Annotated in this window: 16 protein-coding genes; 6 read left to right on the top strand and 10 right to left on the bottom strand. The window is 65.0% G+C overall.

What is annotated here, in order from left to right; translation table 11 throughout:
* Positions 1-113 precede the first annotated feature (113 nt).
* A complete protein-coding gene (locus ACVDHE_RS15010; protein ID WP_213038760.1) occupies positions 114-293 on the top strand; it encodes a DUF6774 domain-containing protein in 180 nt (59 codons plus the stop codon).
* On the opposite strand, the gene ACVDHE_RS15005 is transcribed toward ACVDHE_RS15010, so the two are convergent.
* Positions 290-1,279: a D-isomer specific 2-hydroxyacid dehydrogenase family protein gene (locus ACVDHE_RS15005; protein WP_418725036.1), complete on the bottom strand. Its 990-nt coding sequence runs from the start codon at positions 1,277-1,279 to the stop codon at positions 290-292. The genes ACVDHE_RS15010 and ACVDHE_RS15005 overlap by 4 nt on opposite strands.
* Complete coding sequence (gene csaB / locus ACVDHE_RS15000; RefSeq protein WP_458885021.1) at positions 1,276-3,534, bottom strand: polysaccharide pyruvyl transferase CsaB; 2,259 nt, start codon at positions 3,532-3,534, stop codon at positions 1,276-1,278. Before csaB ends, ACVDHE_RS15005 begins: the two co-directional genes overlap by 4 nt.
* Before the next feature lie 124 nt (positions 3,535-3,658).
* On the opposite strand from csaB, the gene ACVDHE_RS14995 reads away from it, so the two are divergent.
* Complete coding sequence (locus ACVDHE_RS14995; RefSeq protein ID WP_458885020.1) at positions 3,659-4,162, top strand: DUF4330 domain-containing protein; 504 nt, start codon at positions 3,659-3,661, stop codon at positions 4,160-4,162.
* Between the two features lie 116 nt (positions 4,163-4,278).
* Here ACVDHE_RS14995 and ACVDHE_RS14990 read toward each other — a convergent pair whose 3' ends face one another.
* On the bottom strand, positions 4,279-5,232 hold the full coding sequence (locus ACVDHE_RS14990) for an NAD(P)-dependent oxidoreductase (RefSeq protein ID WP_204832415.1): 954 nt from the start codon (positions 5,230-5,232) through the stop codon (positions 4,279-4,281).
* Between the two features lie 10 nt (positions 5,233-5,242).
* Positions 5,243-6,616: a dihydropyrimidinase gene (gene hydA, locus ACVDHE_RS14985; RefSeq protein WP_418726026.1), complete on the bottom strand. Its 1,374-nt coding sequence runs from the start codon at positions 6,614-6,616 to the stop codon at positions 5,243-5,245.
* A gap of 270 nt (positions 6,617-6,886) precedes the next feature.
* Here hydA and ACVDHE_RS14980 point away from each other — a divergent pair, with 270 nt between their 5' ends.
* Positions 6,887-9,037 (top strand): 5'-nucleotidase C-terminal domain-containing protein, encoded by a 2,151-nt coding sequence (locus ACVDHE_RS14980; RefSeq protein WP_458885019.1) that lies wholly within the window; start codon positions 6,887-6,889, stop codon positions 9,035-9,037.
* 160 nt (positions 9,038-9,197) lie between these two features.
* Here ACVDHE_RS14980 and proC read toward each other — a convergent pair whose 3' ends face one another.
* The 5 genes from proC to ACVDHE_RS14955 are packed head-to-tail and all read right to left on the bottom strand — an operon-like array spanning position 9,198 to position 13,104.
* A complete protein-coding gene (gene proC / locus ACVDHE_RS14975) occupies positions 9,198-9,992 on the bottom strand; it encodes a pyrroline-5-carboxylate reductase (protein WP_458885018.1) in 795 nt (264 codons plus the stop codon).
* 37 nt (positions 9,993-10,029) lie between these two features.
* Positions 10,030-10,374, bottom strand: coding sequence for a hypothetical protein (locus tag ACVDHE_RS14970; protein WP_458885017.1), 345 nt, complete (start codon positions 10,372-10,374; stop codon positions 10,030-10,032).
* A 22-nt stretch (positions 10,375-10,396) separates the two neighbouring features.
* Positions 10,397-11,644: a glutamate-5-semialdehyde dehydrogenase gene (locus ACVDHE_RS14965; protein ID WP_458885016.1), complete on the bottom strand. Its 1,248-nt coding sequence runs from the start codon at positions 11,642-11,644 to the stop codon at positions 10,397-10,399.
* A 51-nt stretch (positions 11,645-11,695) separates the two neighbouring features.
* Positions 11,696-12,502, bottom strand: a complete 807-nt coding sequence (proB, locus tag ACVDHE_RS14960) for a glutamate 5-kinase (protein WP_213038752.1) — start codon at positions 12,500-12,502, stop codon at positions 11,696-11,698.
* A 2-nt stretch (positions 12,503-12,504) separates the two neighbouring features.
* On the bottom strand, positions 12,505-13,104 hold the full coding sequence (locus ACVDHE_RS14955; protein WP_458885015.1) for a hypothetical protein: 600 nt from the start codon (positions 13,102-13,104) through the stop codon (positions 12,505-12,507).
* 142 nt (positions 13,105-13,246) lie between these two features.
* Here ACVDHE_RS14955 and ACVDHE_RS14950 point away from each other — a divergent pair, with 142 nt between their 5' ends.
* From ACVDHE_RS14950 to ACVDHE_RS14940, 3 genes are all read left to right on the top strand, one after another.
* The gene (locus tag ACVDHE_RS14950) at positions 13,247-13,963 is read left to right on the top strand and encodes a ClpP family protease (protein ID WP_418726032.1); all 717 of its coding nucleotides are present in this window, start codon (positions 13,247-13,249) and stop codon (positions 13,961-13,963) included.
* A 113-nt stretch (positions 13,964-14,076) separates the two neighbouring features.
* Entirely contained in the window at positions 14,077-14,598 is a 522-nt protein-coding gene (locus ACVDHE_RS14945; RefSeq protein WP_458885014.1) for a hypothetical protein, read from the top strand.
* Positions 14,595-14,792, top strand: a complete 198-nt coding sequence (locus ACVDHE_RS14940) for a helix-turn-helix transcriptional regulator (RefSeq protein ID WP_213038749.1) — start codon at positions 14,595-14,597, stop codon at positions 14,790-14,792. Before ACVDHE_RS14945 ends, ACVDHE_RS14940 begins: the two co-directional genes overlap by 4 nt.
* Positions 14,793-14,831: 39 nt before the next feature.
* Here ACVDHE_RS14940 and ACVDHE_RS14935 read toward each other — a convergent pair whose 3' ends face one another.
* Positions 14,832-15,032, bottom strand: coding sequence for a sulfurtransferase TusA family protein (locus ACVDHE_RS14935; protein WP_213038748.1), 201 nt, complete (start codon positions 15,030-15,032; stop codon positions 14,832-14,834).
* Position 15,033: the final 1 nt, after the last annotated feature.

Genomic DNA, 15,033 nt, shown 5'->3' with positions numbered 1-15,033 from the left:
ATGAATGTATAAAAGAGCCCGGCGGGCGCCTTCTGGCGCTCCGCCGGGCTTTTTGCAGGATGGAGGGGCTGAACGCGGCCCATTGCTCATAAGGTGGCAGGGGAGGGATGGAGATGCGCCTTAATGACTGTGACCCGGCGGCCCTGACCACGGCGGTCAATACCCTGGCGGTGGCCATTGCGGCCCGTCTGGAGGATGAGGACCTGAGTCTGACAGCAGCCATTTTGACCCAGCTGGGGGACACCCTGGCCACCATCGCTGTTCAGCGCAGCCGCTGCGGCGATACCCGTTAGCGCCCCGTCAGCTCCGTGGGGCAGATTTCGCCCCGGGCCATCTGGCACAGTCCCTCGATGCCGCAGCGGACCATGCTGGATACGGCGGCGTCGGTGTAGAAGGCCATGTGCTGGGTCATGATGACGTTGCGGAACTGGTGGAGATAGAACCAGTTGCGGTTGGACAGGATGTCCACCCGGTGGTCGGCGTGGATGATGCCCTCGTCGCCCTCGGCGGTGTCCATGCCCAACGCGCCGATCTTTTCGGTCTCGATGCCCTCGATCAGGGCTTCGATGTCCGCCAGCTCGCCCCGGGAGCAGTTGACGATCACCACGCCGTCCTTCATCCTGGCGATGGCGGCCCGGTCGATGATGTGGCGGTTGGACTCCAGCAGAGGCATGTGGAGGGAGATCACGTCGGACTGGGCCAGCAGGGTCTCAAAGTCCACATAGGTCACCAGCGGCTCCACCGCCGGGTTTTGCCGCAGGTCATAGGCCAGGATCCGGCAGCCGAAGCCGGAGAGGTTTCGGATCACCTGGGCGCCGATGCGGCCGGTGCCGATGATACCGATGGTCAAGTCTTTCATCTCCCGGCCCTGGAGACCCGTCAGGGAGAAGTCGTTGACCTGTCCCCGCCACAGGGCCTGCTTGTAGTGGCGCAGGCACATGAGGATCATCATGACCGTGAAGTCCGCCACGCCGTTGGGGGCGTAGCTGGCGTTGCACACCCGGATGCCGGTGGCGCGGGCGTGGTCCAGGTCGATGTGGTCGTAGCCGATGGTACGGGTGGAGAGGTACTCCACGCCCAGGGCCTTGTAGGCGTCCAGCAGGGGGGCGTCGATGCGGCCCTGGCCCAGGATGGACACGCCCTCGCAGCCCGCCGCCAGGGCGGCGTTTTCCACGGTGGGCACCTCCTCGCTGAGGATCAGCTCCACCCCCAGCGCCCGGCTCTGCCGCTCCAGCTCTGCCCGCTCGTCGGCGCGGACCTCATATACCATGATCTTCATTTGCTTCCCTCATTCTTTTTCTCAGTTTCCGGCAGGCCCAGCAGCCGCCGGGCCGTGCGCACATTGCCCCGCTCCATCTCCTGAAGCCGGGCCACCGCCGCGGCCTGAGTGCCGGGGTCCCTGGCCTGGGCGACGCAGCGATCGATCATATGCCGCAGGTCCGCCTCGGTCAGATCCTGCAGATCCACAAACAGCTCCTGGCCGATGTAGCGCAGGAAAGCGGAGACCTTTGGATCGTACACCACGCCCGCCAGGGGGATGCCCTGCCCGGCGGAGAAGATCAGGGCATGAAGGCGCATGGACACCACCAGTTCCATCCGGCTCAGAGCGCCGATGATGGTGCCGGCGCCGCCGGCGTCGTCCAGGAAGTAGTGTGGCACGGACAGCCCCCGGGCGGCCATCTGCCCGGCGCCGGGGTCCAGATGCTTTTCCACAGCGGCGAACACCGGGGTCAGGCCGTAGGTCCAGTAGGCGTACTCCGCCGCCGCGCCGAAGAGGGGCGCCTTCTCCTCGAAGCCCTTCCACCGCCGCAGGGCGAAGCAGATATACTTTCCGTGGGGCGGGATGCCGGCGCGCAGCAATACGCTGTCGATCTCGTCCTCCGGGGCCTTGGAGAGGGTCAGGGCCGGGTCTGCCGTCAGCAAGATCTCCGGCTCGGTGACGCCCATGGCCCGCAGCTCCGCCAGGGAGTCCGGCTCCCGCAGGGTGATGACGTCCACATAGCGGTTGAGGATCTTGGCGGCCAGGCGGCGGTGGCTGTCCCTGGTAACGGGGCCGATGCCGCAGCCGTACATCTGCACCTTGCAGCCGGCCCGCTTGGCGGCGGAGATGTTGTGGAGATAGAACCACAGGGACCGGCGGGAGGTCACGTCCTGGATGAGGCTGCCGCCGCCGTTGATATACAGCTTTGCCTGGTGCATGGCCATGAGCCACGCCGGCAGGTTGGACCGGTGGATTGCCCGGACCCGGTAGGTCAGGCGGGTGCTCTTGGGGTCCTTGCTGAGGACCGTCATGGGCATATCCGGGTCAATGGCGCGCATCTCCTGGAGAATGGCCTCCAGAATGGCGTCGTCGCCGGCGTTGCCCCGGCCGTAGGCGCCGCAGATCACCACGCCGTCCCGGGCCGCGGCGGGGCGGCGGTGGCGGCGGAGGATCTCCCGGTAGATGTGGAGCTGGGTGTCCACGGTGTGCTGGATGGAGAACTGGGTGGAGGCCTTCTGATAGAGCTTCTCACCCAGCTGCCGGCGCAGAGCATCGTCCCGGCCCAGCTCCGCCAGCCGGCGGCCCAGCTCCTGCCAGTCGCCGGGAGTGAACAGGTAGCCGTTGACCCCCTGGTCGATCAGACAGGGGATGCCGCCCACGGCGGTGGCCACCGTGGCCAGGTGGAACCGGGCGCCTTCGGTCAGAGCGTAGGGGAAGGTCTCGGACAGGCTGGTCAGGGCGTTGACGTCCAGAGCGGCGTAGAACCGGTCCATGCCGCCGCTGATCCAGCCGGCAAAGGTCACCTGCTTGGCTACGCCCAGCTCCGCGGCCAGGGCGGTGAGCTTCTCCTTTTCCTCGCCGTCGCCGGCGATGACCAGACGCAGCCGGGGACACTCCTTGTAGGCGGCGGCAAAGCCCCGCACCAGGGTGGACATGTCCTTCACCGGATTGAGCCGGGCGGCGATGCCCACCACCACGGAGTCCTCATCCACGTCGGCTCCCAGCTGCCGCAGATAGGTCAAGCGGTCCCCCTGGTCGGGGGCAGGGGTGAAATCGATTCCGTTGTAGATGGCGTAAAACCGATCCGCCGGAAAGCCCCGGGAGATCAGCAGGTCCACCATGGCGTCGGACACGCCGATGCGGTAGTCCAGCCGGTGCAGCGCCCAGGCGTTGATGGTGCCGAAGATCAGGTGGCTCAGAGGACGGCCCATGTAGTCCAGACGATAGTCGCTGTGAACGGTGGTCACCACCGGCACTCCCGTGGTCCGGCGCAGCAGAGCGCCGATCATGTTGGCCCGGGAGCCGTGGCAGTGGATCAGCTCATAGCCGCCCTGACGGATATAAGCGGTCAGCTGGCGGCGGGTCCGCAGCACGTTGTTGCCCTCGCAGATCATGGTGGGGATGCCCATGTCCCGGGCCTCCTGGGCGAAGGGCCCCTCCCGGAAGCAGACCAGCTGGGCGTGGATCTGTTGATTCAGGTTTTGCAGCAGGCTCAGCACGTGGGTCTTGGCCCCGCCGGAGTCGCCGCCGCTGATGAGATGAATGACGTTCATGAGATGCCTTTCTTTCGTTTGGGACTTGTGAAACAGCGGAAAATATTATACAATACCTCTCGGAGCTTGTCCATAAGACAGTCCGCTAAAATCCGGGGCCCCAGGGCCCTTTACGGAGGATACCATGGAACAAAAAGCAAAACGCATCGGAAAATTCAACGTAATCGATATCATCGCCGTGCTCCTGATTCTGGCGGTGCTGGCCTTCGCCGGATGGAAGCTGCTCAGCCGCACCGGCGCGGCGGAACAGGCCGAGGAGAATGCAGTGAAGGTCACCTATGTGGTCAAATGCGAGGGCGTGCCCGCTGAGCTGTATGAGACCTGCCGGAGCCACCTGCCCTCCCCGCTGATGGCCTCCGGCGCCCTGGTGGGCGGCCAGATCGAGAGCGTGGAGAAGGAGCCCTACTACGTGCTGGGGCCCGACGGGCAGTGGATCGAGGATCCGGAGCATGTGACGCTGCTCTTCACCGCCACCACGGAGACCGCTGCCGGCGAGGTGATGACCACTAAGGTGGGGGACCAGGAGGTCCGGATCGGCAAGACGGATTACATTCTGAAGAGCGAGTACATCGAGTTCTCTGACGGCACCATCGTGGATGTCCAGTGGGAGGAGCCTGCAGAGGGCTGAAAACACATCAACAGCAGAACAGGCGCCCGCCTCATTTTCAATGAGACGGGCGCCTATTTGATCGGCAGCGGGCAAAGTCCCTTTTGCACGCAGGGACCGCCAGTCTGCGGAGGGGCTTATCTCCAGCCGGTCCAGGCGTCCGGGTTCAGCAGGTTCTCCGGCAGTTCTCCCCGCCAGGCCCGCTGAAGGTTGCCGGCAAAAAAGGCGCAGCGCCGCTCATGCAATTTGACACCGTCGGGGTACCCCGCCGTATGCGGCGTGAGGATCACGTTGGGGAAGTCCCTCAGCCGGCTGGCTTGGGAAAGCGGCTCTTCCTCATAGACATCCAGGCATGCGCCGGCGATCTGATGGGCGTCTAAAGCCTCGACCAGGTCCGCCTCGTGGACGACCGAGCCCCGGGCTGTGTTGACCAGGATGGCGGAGGGCTTCATCCGCTGGAACGCCTGCCGGCCAATCATATGACGGGTCTCCGGCGTGGCCGGCACGTGGAGGGACACCACGTCGCTGCGGGCCAGCAGCGCTTCCAGACCGACGTTTTCCACACCTTGGATGGACTTTGGATGGCGGCTGTGCCCCAGTACGTTCATGCCGAAGGCCCGGCACAGGGCGGACACCCGCTGCCCGATGGCCCCGAGGCCGATGATGCCCACAGTCTTTCCGCAAAGCTCTCCGCCGGAATAGCGCAGCTCCCGGCTGTGCCGATGGGCCTTCAGAAACGTGTCCAGATAGACGATGCTTTTGTACCATCCCAGGATCAGCGCCATGGTGTGCTCCGCCACCGCGGCCGCATTGACGCCGGCAGCACTGCACACGAGGATCCCTCGCCTCGTGCACTCAGCGAGGTCCACATTGTCATACCCGGCCCCGGTCTGGATCATCCGCATCTTCGGGGCCCTGTCCAACAGGGCGGCATTGATCGGGAGGTGTTCCGGGATGAGCGCCTCCGCGTCTCGCAAGCCGGGGCCGGCCAGGTCCGGCCCGGCGAAAACCACCCTCCAGACCGGAGGGAAGAAGGCCCGGATCCGGGCCTCTGTGTCCGCGGGAAAGCGCCCGATGATGACCAGATTCATGGCCGTGTGCTCACAGGGAATTCTTGCCCCGGACCATGTATTTGCCCGCAGGCTCCTGGGCCAGGACCTTCCCGTCCTCCACAGACAGCGTGCCCCGCAGCCACACCTGGCGGATACCGCCGGCGGTGACGAAGCCCTCGTAGGGGTTGTAGTCCACGTTGGCAACGCAGTCCTCCGCCCGGATCACATGGCTGGCGCCGGGATCATAGACCACGATGTCGGCGTCGGCGCCCTGGCGCAGCACGCCCTTGCGGGGGAACAGGCCGTACAGCTTGGCGGGGTTCTCACTGAGCAGCTGGCACATTTTGGCGGCGCTGATGCGGCGCTTGGCCACGCCGTAGGAAAAGATCAGCTCGCCCCGGGTCTCCACGCCGGGAAGACCGCCGGGGATTTTGGTGAAGTCCTCCCGCCCCATGTCCTTCTGGGCCAGGGTGAAGGAGCAGTGGTCGGTGGAGATGGTTTGGATCTCGCCCCGGCGCAGGGCCTTCCACAGCTGCTCCTGCTCTGCCTTGTCCCGGATGGGCGGCGCGCAGACATACCGGGCTGCGGAGGAGTAGTCCTCGTTGAAATATACGGACTCGTCCAGCAGCAGGTACTGGGGACAGGTCTCCACATAGACCTTCTGCCCCCGCTTCCGGGCGGCGGCCACCTCCCGCAGGGCCTCCCGGTTGGTCAGGTGCACGATGACCACCGGGCAGTCCGCCGCCTGGGCGATGCGCAGCAGGCGGCTCACGGCCTCCGCCTCCAGATAGGGCGGGCGGGTCAGGGGATGGGAGGCAGGGCCCAGCTCCCCGGCGGCCTTGCGCTCGGCGACACGGCCGTCGATGACGCCGGCATTCTCGCAGTGGAACCCGGCGATGCCGCCCAGGGTCCTGAGCTCTTTCAGCGCCCAGTACACGTCCCGGTCCCCGATCATCATGGCGGGGTAGGTCAGATACATCTTGAACGAGGAGATGCCCTGGGCGAACATGTCCGGCAGCTCCGCCCGGATGCCCTCGTTCCAGTCGTCGATGGTCATGTGGAAGCCGTAGTCGCAGAAGGTCCGGCCGTCGGCCTTGCGGTGCCACAGGTCCAGACCGTAGTGCAGGGACTCTCCCTTGTTGGGGCAGGCGAAGTCAATCACCGTGGTGGTGCCGCCCCGCAGGGCCGCCCGGCTGCCGGTGTAGAAATCGTCGGCGGTGGTGGTGCCCGCCACATCCAGGTCGAAGTGGGTGTGGGCATCGATGAAGCCGGGGAAGAGCAGGCAGCCGCTCACATCCACGGTCTGGTCTGCGTCGGTGAGGTCCCGCCCCACCCGCAGGATCTTCTCACCCTCCATCAGCACGTCGGCCCGCTTCTGGCCGGAGCCGGAGACCACCGTGCCGCCTTTGAGCAATGTCCGCATAAAAACCTCCCTTTCTGGGCCGGAGGACCGGCCGCTGGTCATTTTTACTTAGTATACCACCGGCACCGTCGGATTACCAGAGGCGGCGGGGGAAAATGCGGCTGCATGGATAATACAAAAAACTTTATGTAATTCTGTAAATTTTGCTCATAAAAAATGGGGGAATTTTGCAGATTTCTGACTTTCCGTTTTTGGAGAATGTGCTATACTGAAAACATATCCGAACTGCATGGAATTCGCAGCGAATGAGTTTGAAGGAGGAATACGGAAATGAGAAGAAAGATCCTGTCCCTGCTTCTGGCTGTGGCCATGGTGTTCTCTCTGGCTGTCACCGCTCATGCGGAAGAGACGGAAGAGAAAACCATGGACGGTCAGATCGTCATTCTGCACACCAATGACGTTCACGGCGCCATCGCCGGCTATGCCAAGGTGGCGGCGCTGAAGGATGCCTATGAGGCCAAGGGCGCCTATGTCCTGCTGATGGACGCCGGCGACTTCATCCAGGGCGATCCCACCGTCAGCGTGTCGGAGGGCGCCACCGCCGTGGAATTGATGAACATGGCGGGCTACGATGTGGTCAGCATGGGCAACCATGAGTTCGACTACGGCTATGAGAACATGAAGACCCTGGCCGCCGCGGCCGAGTTCCCCATCGTGGATGCCAACGTTCTCTACAACGGCAAGGTGGCCTTTGAGGACAATGTGGTGTTCACCGCTCCCGACGGGACCAAGATCGGCGTGTTCGGTCTGGACACCCCGGAAACCGCCACCAAGGCCCATCCCGCCAAGATCCAGGGCGTGACCTTCCTGGCCGAGGACAAGCTGTTTGACTGCGCCAAGAAGCAGGTGGCTGCTCTGGAGGCCGAGGGCTGCGATTACATCGTGTGCCTTGGCCATCTGGGCATTGACGACGAGTCCACCGGCAACCGCTCCATCGACCTTTTGAAGAAGGTCAGCGGCATTGACGTGTTCATCGACGGCCACTCTCACTCCACCCTGGGCGAGGTCACCGCCGCGGCCGAGGCCGCCGGTATCGCCGGCACCGCCGTCACCTCCACCGGCACCAAGCTGGAGAACGTGGGTGTGGTGACCATCAACGGCGAGTCCATCAGCGCCACCGTTACCGCTCTGGCCGACCTGACCGCCGAGGACGCCGACATCGCCGCCCGGGCCGCCGCCATCCAGAAGGAGATCGACGACGATTACGGCACCGTGTTCGCCAAGACCGAGGTTGCTCTCAACGGCGAAAAGGACCCCGGCAACCGCACTGAGGAGACCAATCTGGGCGATCTGATCTGCGACGCTCTGGTCTGGGGCGCCAAGAAGAACGGCGAGACTGTGGACGCGGCCGTTACCAATGGCGGCGGCATCCGTGCCAGCATCGCCGCCGGCAATATTACCAAGAAGGATATCAATACCGTGCTGCCCTTCGGCAATACCCTGGGCATCGTCAAGGTTACCGGCGCCGAGCTGCTGGAGGCCCTGGAGGCATCCACCTATTGCACCCCCGCTGCCATCGGCGGCTTCCCACAGGTCAGCGGCATCGAGTTCACTGTGGATACCACCGTGGCCTATGACCAGGGCGACCTGTATCCCGGCTCCACCTATTACGGACCCAAGAGCATCCAGCGTGTGACCATCGAGACCGTGGGTGGCAAGGCCTTCGATCCCAAGGCCACTTATTCCATCGCCACCAACGATTTTCTGGCCGCCGGCGGTGATACCTACTACGCCTTTGCCGCTGCCTCCGTGAATTACGACCTGGGCATTCCCATGGACGAGGTGGTCATGGACTACATCACCACCGAGCTCAAGGGTGTTGTCACTGCTGAGGCCTACGGCGAGCCCGCCGGCCGCATTACTGTGGAGCTGCCCTTCGAGAACCCCTTCGCCGACGTGGCGGAGACCTCCGCTTACTATGACGGCATTCTGTGGGCCGTGGAAGAGGGCATCACCACCGGCCGCACAGAGACCACCTTTGTCCCCGGTGAGAACTGCACCGAGGCCAACATTCTGACCTTCCTGTGGCGTGCCAACGGCGAGCCTGCCGCCGAAACCACCGAGAATCCCTTCGGCGAAGCTGTCAGCGCCGACGCTTACTACTACAAGGCCGCCCTGTGGGCTTTCGAGAAGAAGATGATCGACGAGACCTTCGTCCCCAACACGGCCTGCACGCGTGCCCAGGCGGTGTACTTCATGTGGATGGCTGCCGGCTCTCCCGACGACGCCGCTGCCGCTTCCTTCACCGATGTGGCTGCTGATGCCGACTATGCCGCCGCGGTGAACTGGGCCGTGGCCCAGGAGGTCACCAAGGGCACCGGCGACGGCACCACCTTCTCTCCCGAGAATGTGTGCACCCGCGGCCAGATCGTGACCTTCCTGTACCGCGCGGACAGCACCGCCGAGGAAGCTGCCGCCTGAGCGTGTATTCCAAAGCAGACTGACAAAAGAGGCGCTGCGTATGCAGCGCCTCTTTTTCTTTGCCCGAAGCGGGGTCATAGAGAGGAGTGCTTCCGTGCAGAGCCACCGCGCGCCCCCCTGCAAAACAGCGGACCGTTCCGTCGGGACGGTCCGCTGCTGCTCATTTCATTTGTGCGCTTTTTTCATAGGCGGCGATCACCGCGTCTATGACCGCGCCCCGGAACCCGGCCTTTTCCAGCGTCCGCACACCCTGGATGGTGGCGCCGCTGGGAGAGCATACCGCGTCCTTCAGGGCGCCGGGGTGCGTGCCCGTGGCCAGCATCAGCTTGGCTGCGCCGATCAGGGTCTGGGCGGCGCACTCCATGGCCATGGGGCGGCTGAGACCGCAGGCCACGCCGCCGTCGGCCATGGCCTCCATGAAGAGGTCCACAAAGGCCGGGCCGCAGCCTGCCACGGCGCTGCCGGCGTCCATCAGATGGTCGTCCAGGGGCAGCAGCCGCCCGGCGCCGGACATGGCCTCCAGGAAGGCTGCCAGTTCTTCCTCCGTCACACCGTCGCAGGTGTAGAAGATCACGCCCTCGCCCACGGCGGAGGGGGTGTTGGGCATGATGCGGATGACGGGCCAGTCGCCGCAGCCCCGCTGCCGCAGATCTGGGATGGTCAGGGCTGCCGCCATGGACACCAGCACGAACCGGTCTTTCCGGGCCGCCAGCACCGGGCCGATCTCCTCCATGAGGCCCGCCACCATATAGGGCTTCACGCCCAGGAAGAGGAACTCCGCCTGCTCTGCCGCCGCGGCGTTGTCCACGGCCCGGCACCCCAGCTCCGCGGCCAGCGCCTCCGCCTTGGCCGCCGTGCGGTTGGCCAGGAGAATGTTTTCGCCCGGGAGTTTCTTCCGGGCCGCCCTGGCCAGGGCACCGCCCATGTTGCCGGTGCCGATGAATCCGAATGTCATATTGCTCCCCGCTTTCTCGATGATGATGTGCCGTCCCTCAGACGGCGGGACCCGCCGGCGGGTCCTGGGGCGGCTGCTTCCGCTCCGCCTGCCGGGCGGCCTTTTCCCGCCGCAGCTTCCGTCGGCTCAGCGCCGCTGCCGCCAGGCCCCACACCGCCGCGGCGGCGTAGATCCCGCAGGGGAGATACAGCTGCACGGCCGCTTTTCCGGCGTCCGGACCGCCGGAGGCGCGCACCGTCAGGATGAAGAACACCATGGACGCCACGGCGGCCGCCGCTGTGAGAACTCCCAGCAGCAGCTTCAGATGCCCCGCCTTTCGGGTCAGCATCAGCAGCAACAGCAGCAGCGCGATGACGCTGAGCGCGGCCGTTTGAAATACCATATCCTCTCCCCCTTTTCCGGCGTCAGCGCACCTGGCCCTCGCCGTAGATCACGTATTTGCAGCTGGTCAGCTCCTCCAGACCCATGGGGCCCCGGGCGTGCATCTTCTGGGTGGAGATGCCGATCTCCGCGCCCAGGCCGAACTCGCCGCCGTCGGTAAAGCGGGTGGAGGCGTTGACATACACCGCCGCCGCGTCCACTGCGTCCAGGAACCGCTGGGCCTTGAAGTAGTTCTTCGTGATGATGGCCTCGGAGTGCTGGGTGCCGTGGGCGTTGATGAAATCGATGGCCTCCTCCATGCCGCCCACGGTCCTGGCGGCCAGGATGTAGTCGTCGTACTCCGCGTCCCAGTCGCTCTCCTGGGCAGGCAGCGCCCGGGTGCCCAGCAGCGCCAGGGCCTCTTGGTCCGCTCGCAGCTCCACGCCCTTCTCGTCCAGCAGGGGGAGGGCCCGCTTCCAGAAGTCCGCCGCCACGTCCCGGTGGACCAGGACGCACTCCGCCGCGTTGCACACCGAGGGCCGGGAGCACTTGGCGTTATAGAGGATTTTCGCCGCCATGTCCAGATCCGCCTCGTCGTCCACATACACGTGGCACACGCCCTCTCCCGTGCGGATCACCGGCACGCTGGCCTCCTTTGCCACCGCCCGGATGAGGCCCGCGCCGCCCCGGGGGATCAGCACGTCCACGTATCCGTCCAGGTGCATCAGCTCATTGGCGGTGTCGTGGGAGGTGTCCTGCACCAGGGAGATGCAGTCGGCGGGGAGGCCCGCCTGCTCCAGGGCCTGGCGCATCAGCTCCGTGACGCAGCGGTTGGACCGGATGGCCTCCCTGCCGCCCCGGAGGATGCACACGTTCCCGGATTTGAGGCACAGCGCCGCCGCGTCCACGGTGACATTGGGCCGGGCCTCGAAGATGATGGCGATGACGCCCAGGGGCACCCGCCGCCGGCCGATGATGAGGCCGTTGGGCCGGGTCTCCATCTTGTCCACCTTGCCGATGGGGTCCGGCAGAGCCGCTACCTGCCGCACGCCGTCCACGATGCCGGCGATCCGTTCGGCGTTCAGCGTCAGCCGGTCCAGCATGGCCGGGCGCATCCCGGCCTCCTTCGCGGCGGCCACGTCGGCAGCGTTGGCGGAGAGCCACTCGTCCTGCCGTTCCGTCAGAATATTGGCGATGGCCTCCAGGGCGGCGTTCTTCTTCGCCGTCCCGGCGGTGGAGAGGGTATAGGACGCGGCCTTTGCCGCCGCACCCTGCTTTTGCAGATCCGTCATATCAATGCACCCCTTTTGAGTTTGAGAGTGAAAAGTTGGGAGGAGCTCTCTTTATGCTTCGCGTTTGGCGATGAACCGGGTCCCGATGTCCTGTCCCTCCACGATGCCGTAGAGGTCCTCCATCCGCTTGCCGTTGGTGATGACCATGTCGCACCCGGCCTCCATGGCCCGGCGGGCGGCGGAGAGCTTGGTGGCCATGCCGCCGGTGCCCCGCCAGCTGCCGGCGCCGCCGGCCATGTCCAGGATCTCCGGCGTCAGGGCCTCCACCCGATGGAGCAGCTTCGCGCCGGGATGGGTCTTGGGGTCGGCGTCGTAGAGGCCGTCAATGTCGCTGAGCAGCACCAGCAGGTCCGCCCGGCACAGGGCCGCCACGATGGCGGAGAGGGTGTCGTTGTCGCCCAGGACCTTGTGGCGGCCGGTCTCGATCTCGGCGGAGGAGACGGAGTCGTTCTCGTTGACCACCGGGATGACCCCCATCTCCAGCAGGGCGGAGAAGGTGCTGCGCAGGTGCTCCGCCCGGTCCGGGTCCTCCACGTCGTCGCCGGTCAGCAGGATCTGGGCCACGGAGCGGTTGTACTCGGAGAAGAGCTTGTCGTAAATGTGCATCATCCGGCACTGGCCCACGGCGGCGGCCGCCTGCTTCATCCGCAGTTCCTTGGGCCGCTCGGCCAGCCCCAGCTTGGCGGTGCCCACGGCGATGGCGCCGGAGGTCACCAGGATCACGTCGTTCCCGGCGCCGTGCAGGTCCGCCAGGGTCCGGACCAGGTGCTCCATGCTCCGAAGGTCCAGTGCCCCGGACTCATGGGTGAGGGTGGAGGTGCCCACCTTCACCACGATGCGCTGTTTCGTCTGTTCCAATGTTAGGTTCCTCCTTGGGTGGTTGTCGGTATCAAGTCGCCGATGCCCAGCAGGTCCAGGGCATCCTGATAGTCTCCGGAGAGGATGTTCTCCTCCAGCCGGGTCAGGGTGTCCTTACAGGAAAGACCAGTCACTGCATCCCAAAGGGGGCGGCAGACGGTCTCGATCTCAGTCAGGGCCTCCGCGTCGGCGCAGCCGGCGCCCAGCAGCGCCGGTTCCCAGGACGCCAAATAGACCTTGGCATTGGGATATTGGCGGGACCCGGGCAGCTCCGCCATGTCCGCGATGGCGACGGCTTTTGCCCGCAGAAAGGCCAGGTCCGATGAGATGACATGATTTTCCGACGGGTCCTCCGCAGGCTTCCCGGCCGCCTCGGCCTGCTCGGCTTCTCGTGTGATCCGCTTCACATCGTTGGAGAATATCTTCATCTGGCGGCTGAAATTGGAGAGAGCGGCCTGGATTTCCTCTTCCTTCTCCGTGCGCTCCAGCGCTGCCTGCATGCTCATGCCCGCCCCAAAGGACAGCGCCAGGACCAGACAGGCAATCAGGATCCGGGGCCAATGGACCCGGAGGGCGGAAAGTGTTTGACGGATTTTCTCCACAAGATGCACCTCCCGTTTTGCGGTCTGGGCATTTTAAAATTGGATTGTTTTATCATATCACAGGAACGGGAAAAAAGAAAGTCCGAGGGGTGCGTAGTTTTCGCCAAAAACGCAGATGCTACGGGAGAAAGCGAGGGATCCTATGAGCGAACAGACCAAAGCGTGCAGCGCCGCCGGGGAAAACGACGAAAACACCGGCGGCCTGGCCCAGCAGATCGTGGACTTCGGCTCCGCCCTGACCCGTACGCCCCACGGCAGCGTCTACTGCCTCACCATCATCGGCCAGATCGAGGGCCACAGCAACGCCCCGGACCAGACCAAGACCACCAAGTATGAGCACGTCCTGCCCCTCCTTGCCAAGCTGGAGGAGGCGGAGGAGGTAGACGGCGTGCTGTTCCTCCTCAACACCGTGGGCGGCGACGTGGAGGCGGGCCTTGCCATCGCCGAGCTGATCGCGGGCATGACGAAGCCCACCGTCTCCATCGTCCTGGGCGGCAGCCACTCCATCGGTGTGCCGCTGGCGGTGGCGGCCCGGCGGAGCTTCGCCGTGCCCTCCGCCGCCATGACCATCCACCCGGTCCGCATGAGCGGCACCGTCATTGCAGCCCCCCAGACGTACAGCTACTTCCAGCGGCTCCAGGAGCGGATCGTGGCCTTCGTCTCCGGCCACAGCCACATCTCCGCCGAGGACTTCCAGACCCTCATGCTCCGCAAGGACGACATGGCCGCCGACGTGGGCAGCGTCCTCTACGGGGAGGAGGCGGTGCGGGTTGGCCTCATCGATGAGGTGGGAGGGCTCTCCGACGGCCTCCAGTGCCTCTACCGCCAGATCGAACAGTACCGGGGGACCGGGGACTGACCAACTGCCGCAGCAAGGGCTGCGGCAGTTCTTCACGACAAAAAGTAAAATATAGTTGACAAAAAGTAAAGAGAATGGTAACATGGTCCCATCCAGGAACAGGAGGGATCGCCATGAACGGAATGACGGCGGAGACGCTGATGGGCGCACTGGTGGGGCTGGCGGTGGCCGCTGTCCTGATCGGCGTTCTCATCCGAGCCAAGGTGCTGGACATGACTTTTGACGAGCGGCAGGAGCGGGCCCGGGGCACGGCCTATAAATACGCTTTCATCGCCACCCTTGTGACCGCGGCGCTGTACGGGGCTTCGGAGCTGCTGGTGGGCCGCTGGTGCGACGCCATGACCGGGGCGGTGCTGTGCTTCTGCGTGGGCGGCGGCGTCTTTGCCTCCACCTGTATCGTCAAAGGGGCCTATGTCAGCCTGCGGGAAAAGCCCCGGCAGATTTTGATGACTCTGATCGCCGCCGCGGCGACGAACCTCATCTGCGGCATGGGGAACCTGGTCCGTGGCGGACTGGTGGAGGAGGGCGTCCTCACCTTCCGCGCGACGAATCTCCTGCTGGGGGCGCTGTGTCTGGTGATCCTGGCGGTGTACCTGATCCACGGGACCGGACGCGACGAGGAGGACGGGGAATGAAGAACCTCCGCCTGAAATCCGCCCGGGCCGCCAGGGACCTGAGCCAGCAGCAGCTGGCGGAGGCGGTGGGGGTCTCCCGCCAGACCATCAATGCCATTGAGAAGGGGGACTACAACCCCACCATCAAGCTGTGCCTGGCCATCTGCCGCGTGCTGGGCAAGACCCTGGACGAGCTCTTCTGGGAGGAAGCGTAAAAAAACACGGGAGACGGACCGGTCCGTCTCCCGTGTTTCTCATTTCGTCAGCGTCAGCTTGAAGTCGGGGCCCTCCGGAGCCTCCGTCACCTGATAGCCCTGGGATTTGGCGAAGCGGGTGACGTTCTCCACCGCCGCCCGGGCGTCGCAGAGCACCTCCACGCTGGCGGGGCCGTCTTTCAGGGCCTTCTGGACCATCAGCACCGGGGTGGGGCAGATGTAACCGCGGGTATCGATCATG

It is taken from the genome of Dysosmobacter sp. Phy, from assembly GCF_054476235.1.
This window is presented reverse-complemented; position numbering and strand designations above follow the sequence as displayed.

What these genes read in the sequence shown, in the direction of transcription:
- ACVDHE_RS15010 (WP_213038760.1), top strand. Translation starts at nt 114, where the DNA reads ATGCGCCTTAATGACTGTGACCCGGCGGCCCTGACCACGGCGGTCAAT.
- ACVDHE_RS14945 (WP_458885014.1), top strand. Translation starts at nt 14,077, where the DNA reads ATGAACGGAATGACGGCGGAGACGCTGATGGGCGCACTGGTGGGGCTG.
- proC (WP_458885018.1), bottom strand. Translation starts at nt 9,992, where the DNA reads ATGACATTCGGATTCATCGGCACCGGCAACATGGGCGGTGCCCTGGCC.
- ACVDHE_RS14995 (WP_458885020.1), top strand. Translation starts at nt 3,659, where the DNA reads ATGGAACAAAAAGCAAAACGCATCGGAAAATTCAACGTAATCGATATC.
- hydA (WP_418726026.1), bottom strand. Translation starts at nt 6,616, where the DNA reads ATGCGGACATTGCTCAAAGGCGGCACGGTGGTCTCCGGCTCCGGCCAG.
- ACVDHE_RS14965 (WP_458885016.1), bottom strand. Translation starts at nt 11,644, where the DNA reads ATGACGGATCTGCAAAAGCAGGGTGCGGCGGCAAAGGCCGCGTCCTAT.
- ACVDHE_RS15005 (WP_418725036.1), bottom strand. Translation starts at nt 1,279, where the DNA reads ATGAAGATCATGGTATATGAGGTCCGCGCCGACGAGCGGGCAGAGCTG.
- ACVDHE_RS14990 (WP_204832415.1), bottom strand. Translation starts at nt 5,232, where the DNA reads ATGAATCTGGTCATCATCGGGCGCTTTCCCGCGGACACAGAGGCCCGG.
- csaB (WP_458885021.1), bottom strand. Translation starts at nt 3,534, where the DNA reads ATGAACGTCATTCATCTCATCAGCGGCGGCGACTCCGGCGGGGCCAAG.
- ACVDHE_RS14940 (WP_213038749.1), top strand. Translation starts at nt 14,595, where the DNA reads ATGAAGAACCTCCGCCTGAAATCCGCCCGGGCCGCCAGGGACCTGAGC.
- ACVDHE_RS14980 (WP_458885019.1), top strand. Translation starts at nt 6,887, where the DNA reads ATGAGAAGAAAGATCCTGTCCCTGCTTCTGGCTGTGGCCATGGTGTTC.
- ACVDHE_RS14950 (WP_418726032.1), top strand. Translation starts at nt 13,247, where the DNA reads ATGAGCGAACAGACCAAAGCGTGCAGCGCCGCCGGGGAAAACGACGAA.
- ACVDHE_RS14935 (WP_213038748.1), bottom strand. Translation starts at nt 15,032, where the DNA reads ATGATCGATACCCGCGGTTACATCTGCCCCACCCCGGTGCTGATGGTC.
- ACVDHE_RS14970 (WP_458885017.1), bottom strand. Translation starts at nt 10,374, where the DNA reads ATGGTATTTCAAACGGCCGCGCTCAGCGTCATCGCGCTGCTGCTGTTG.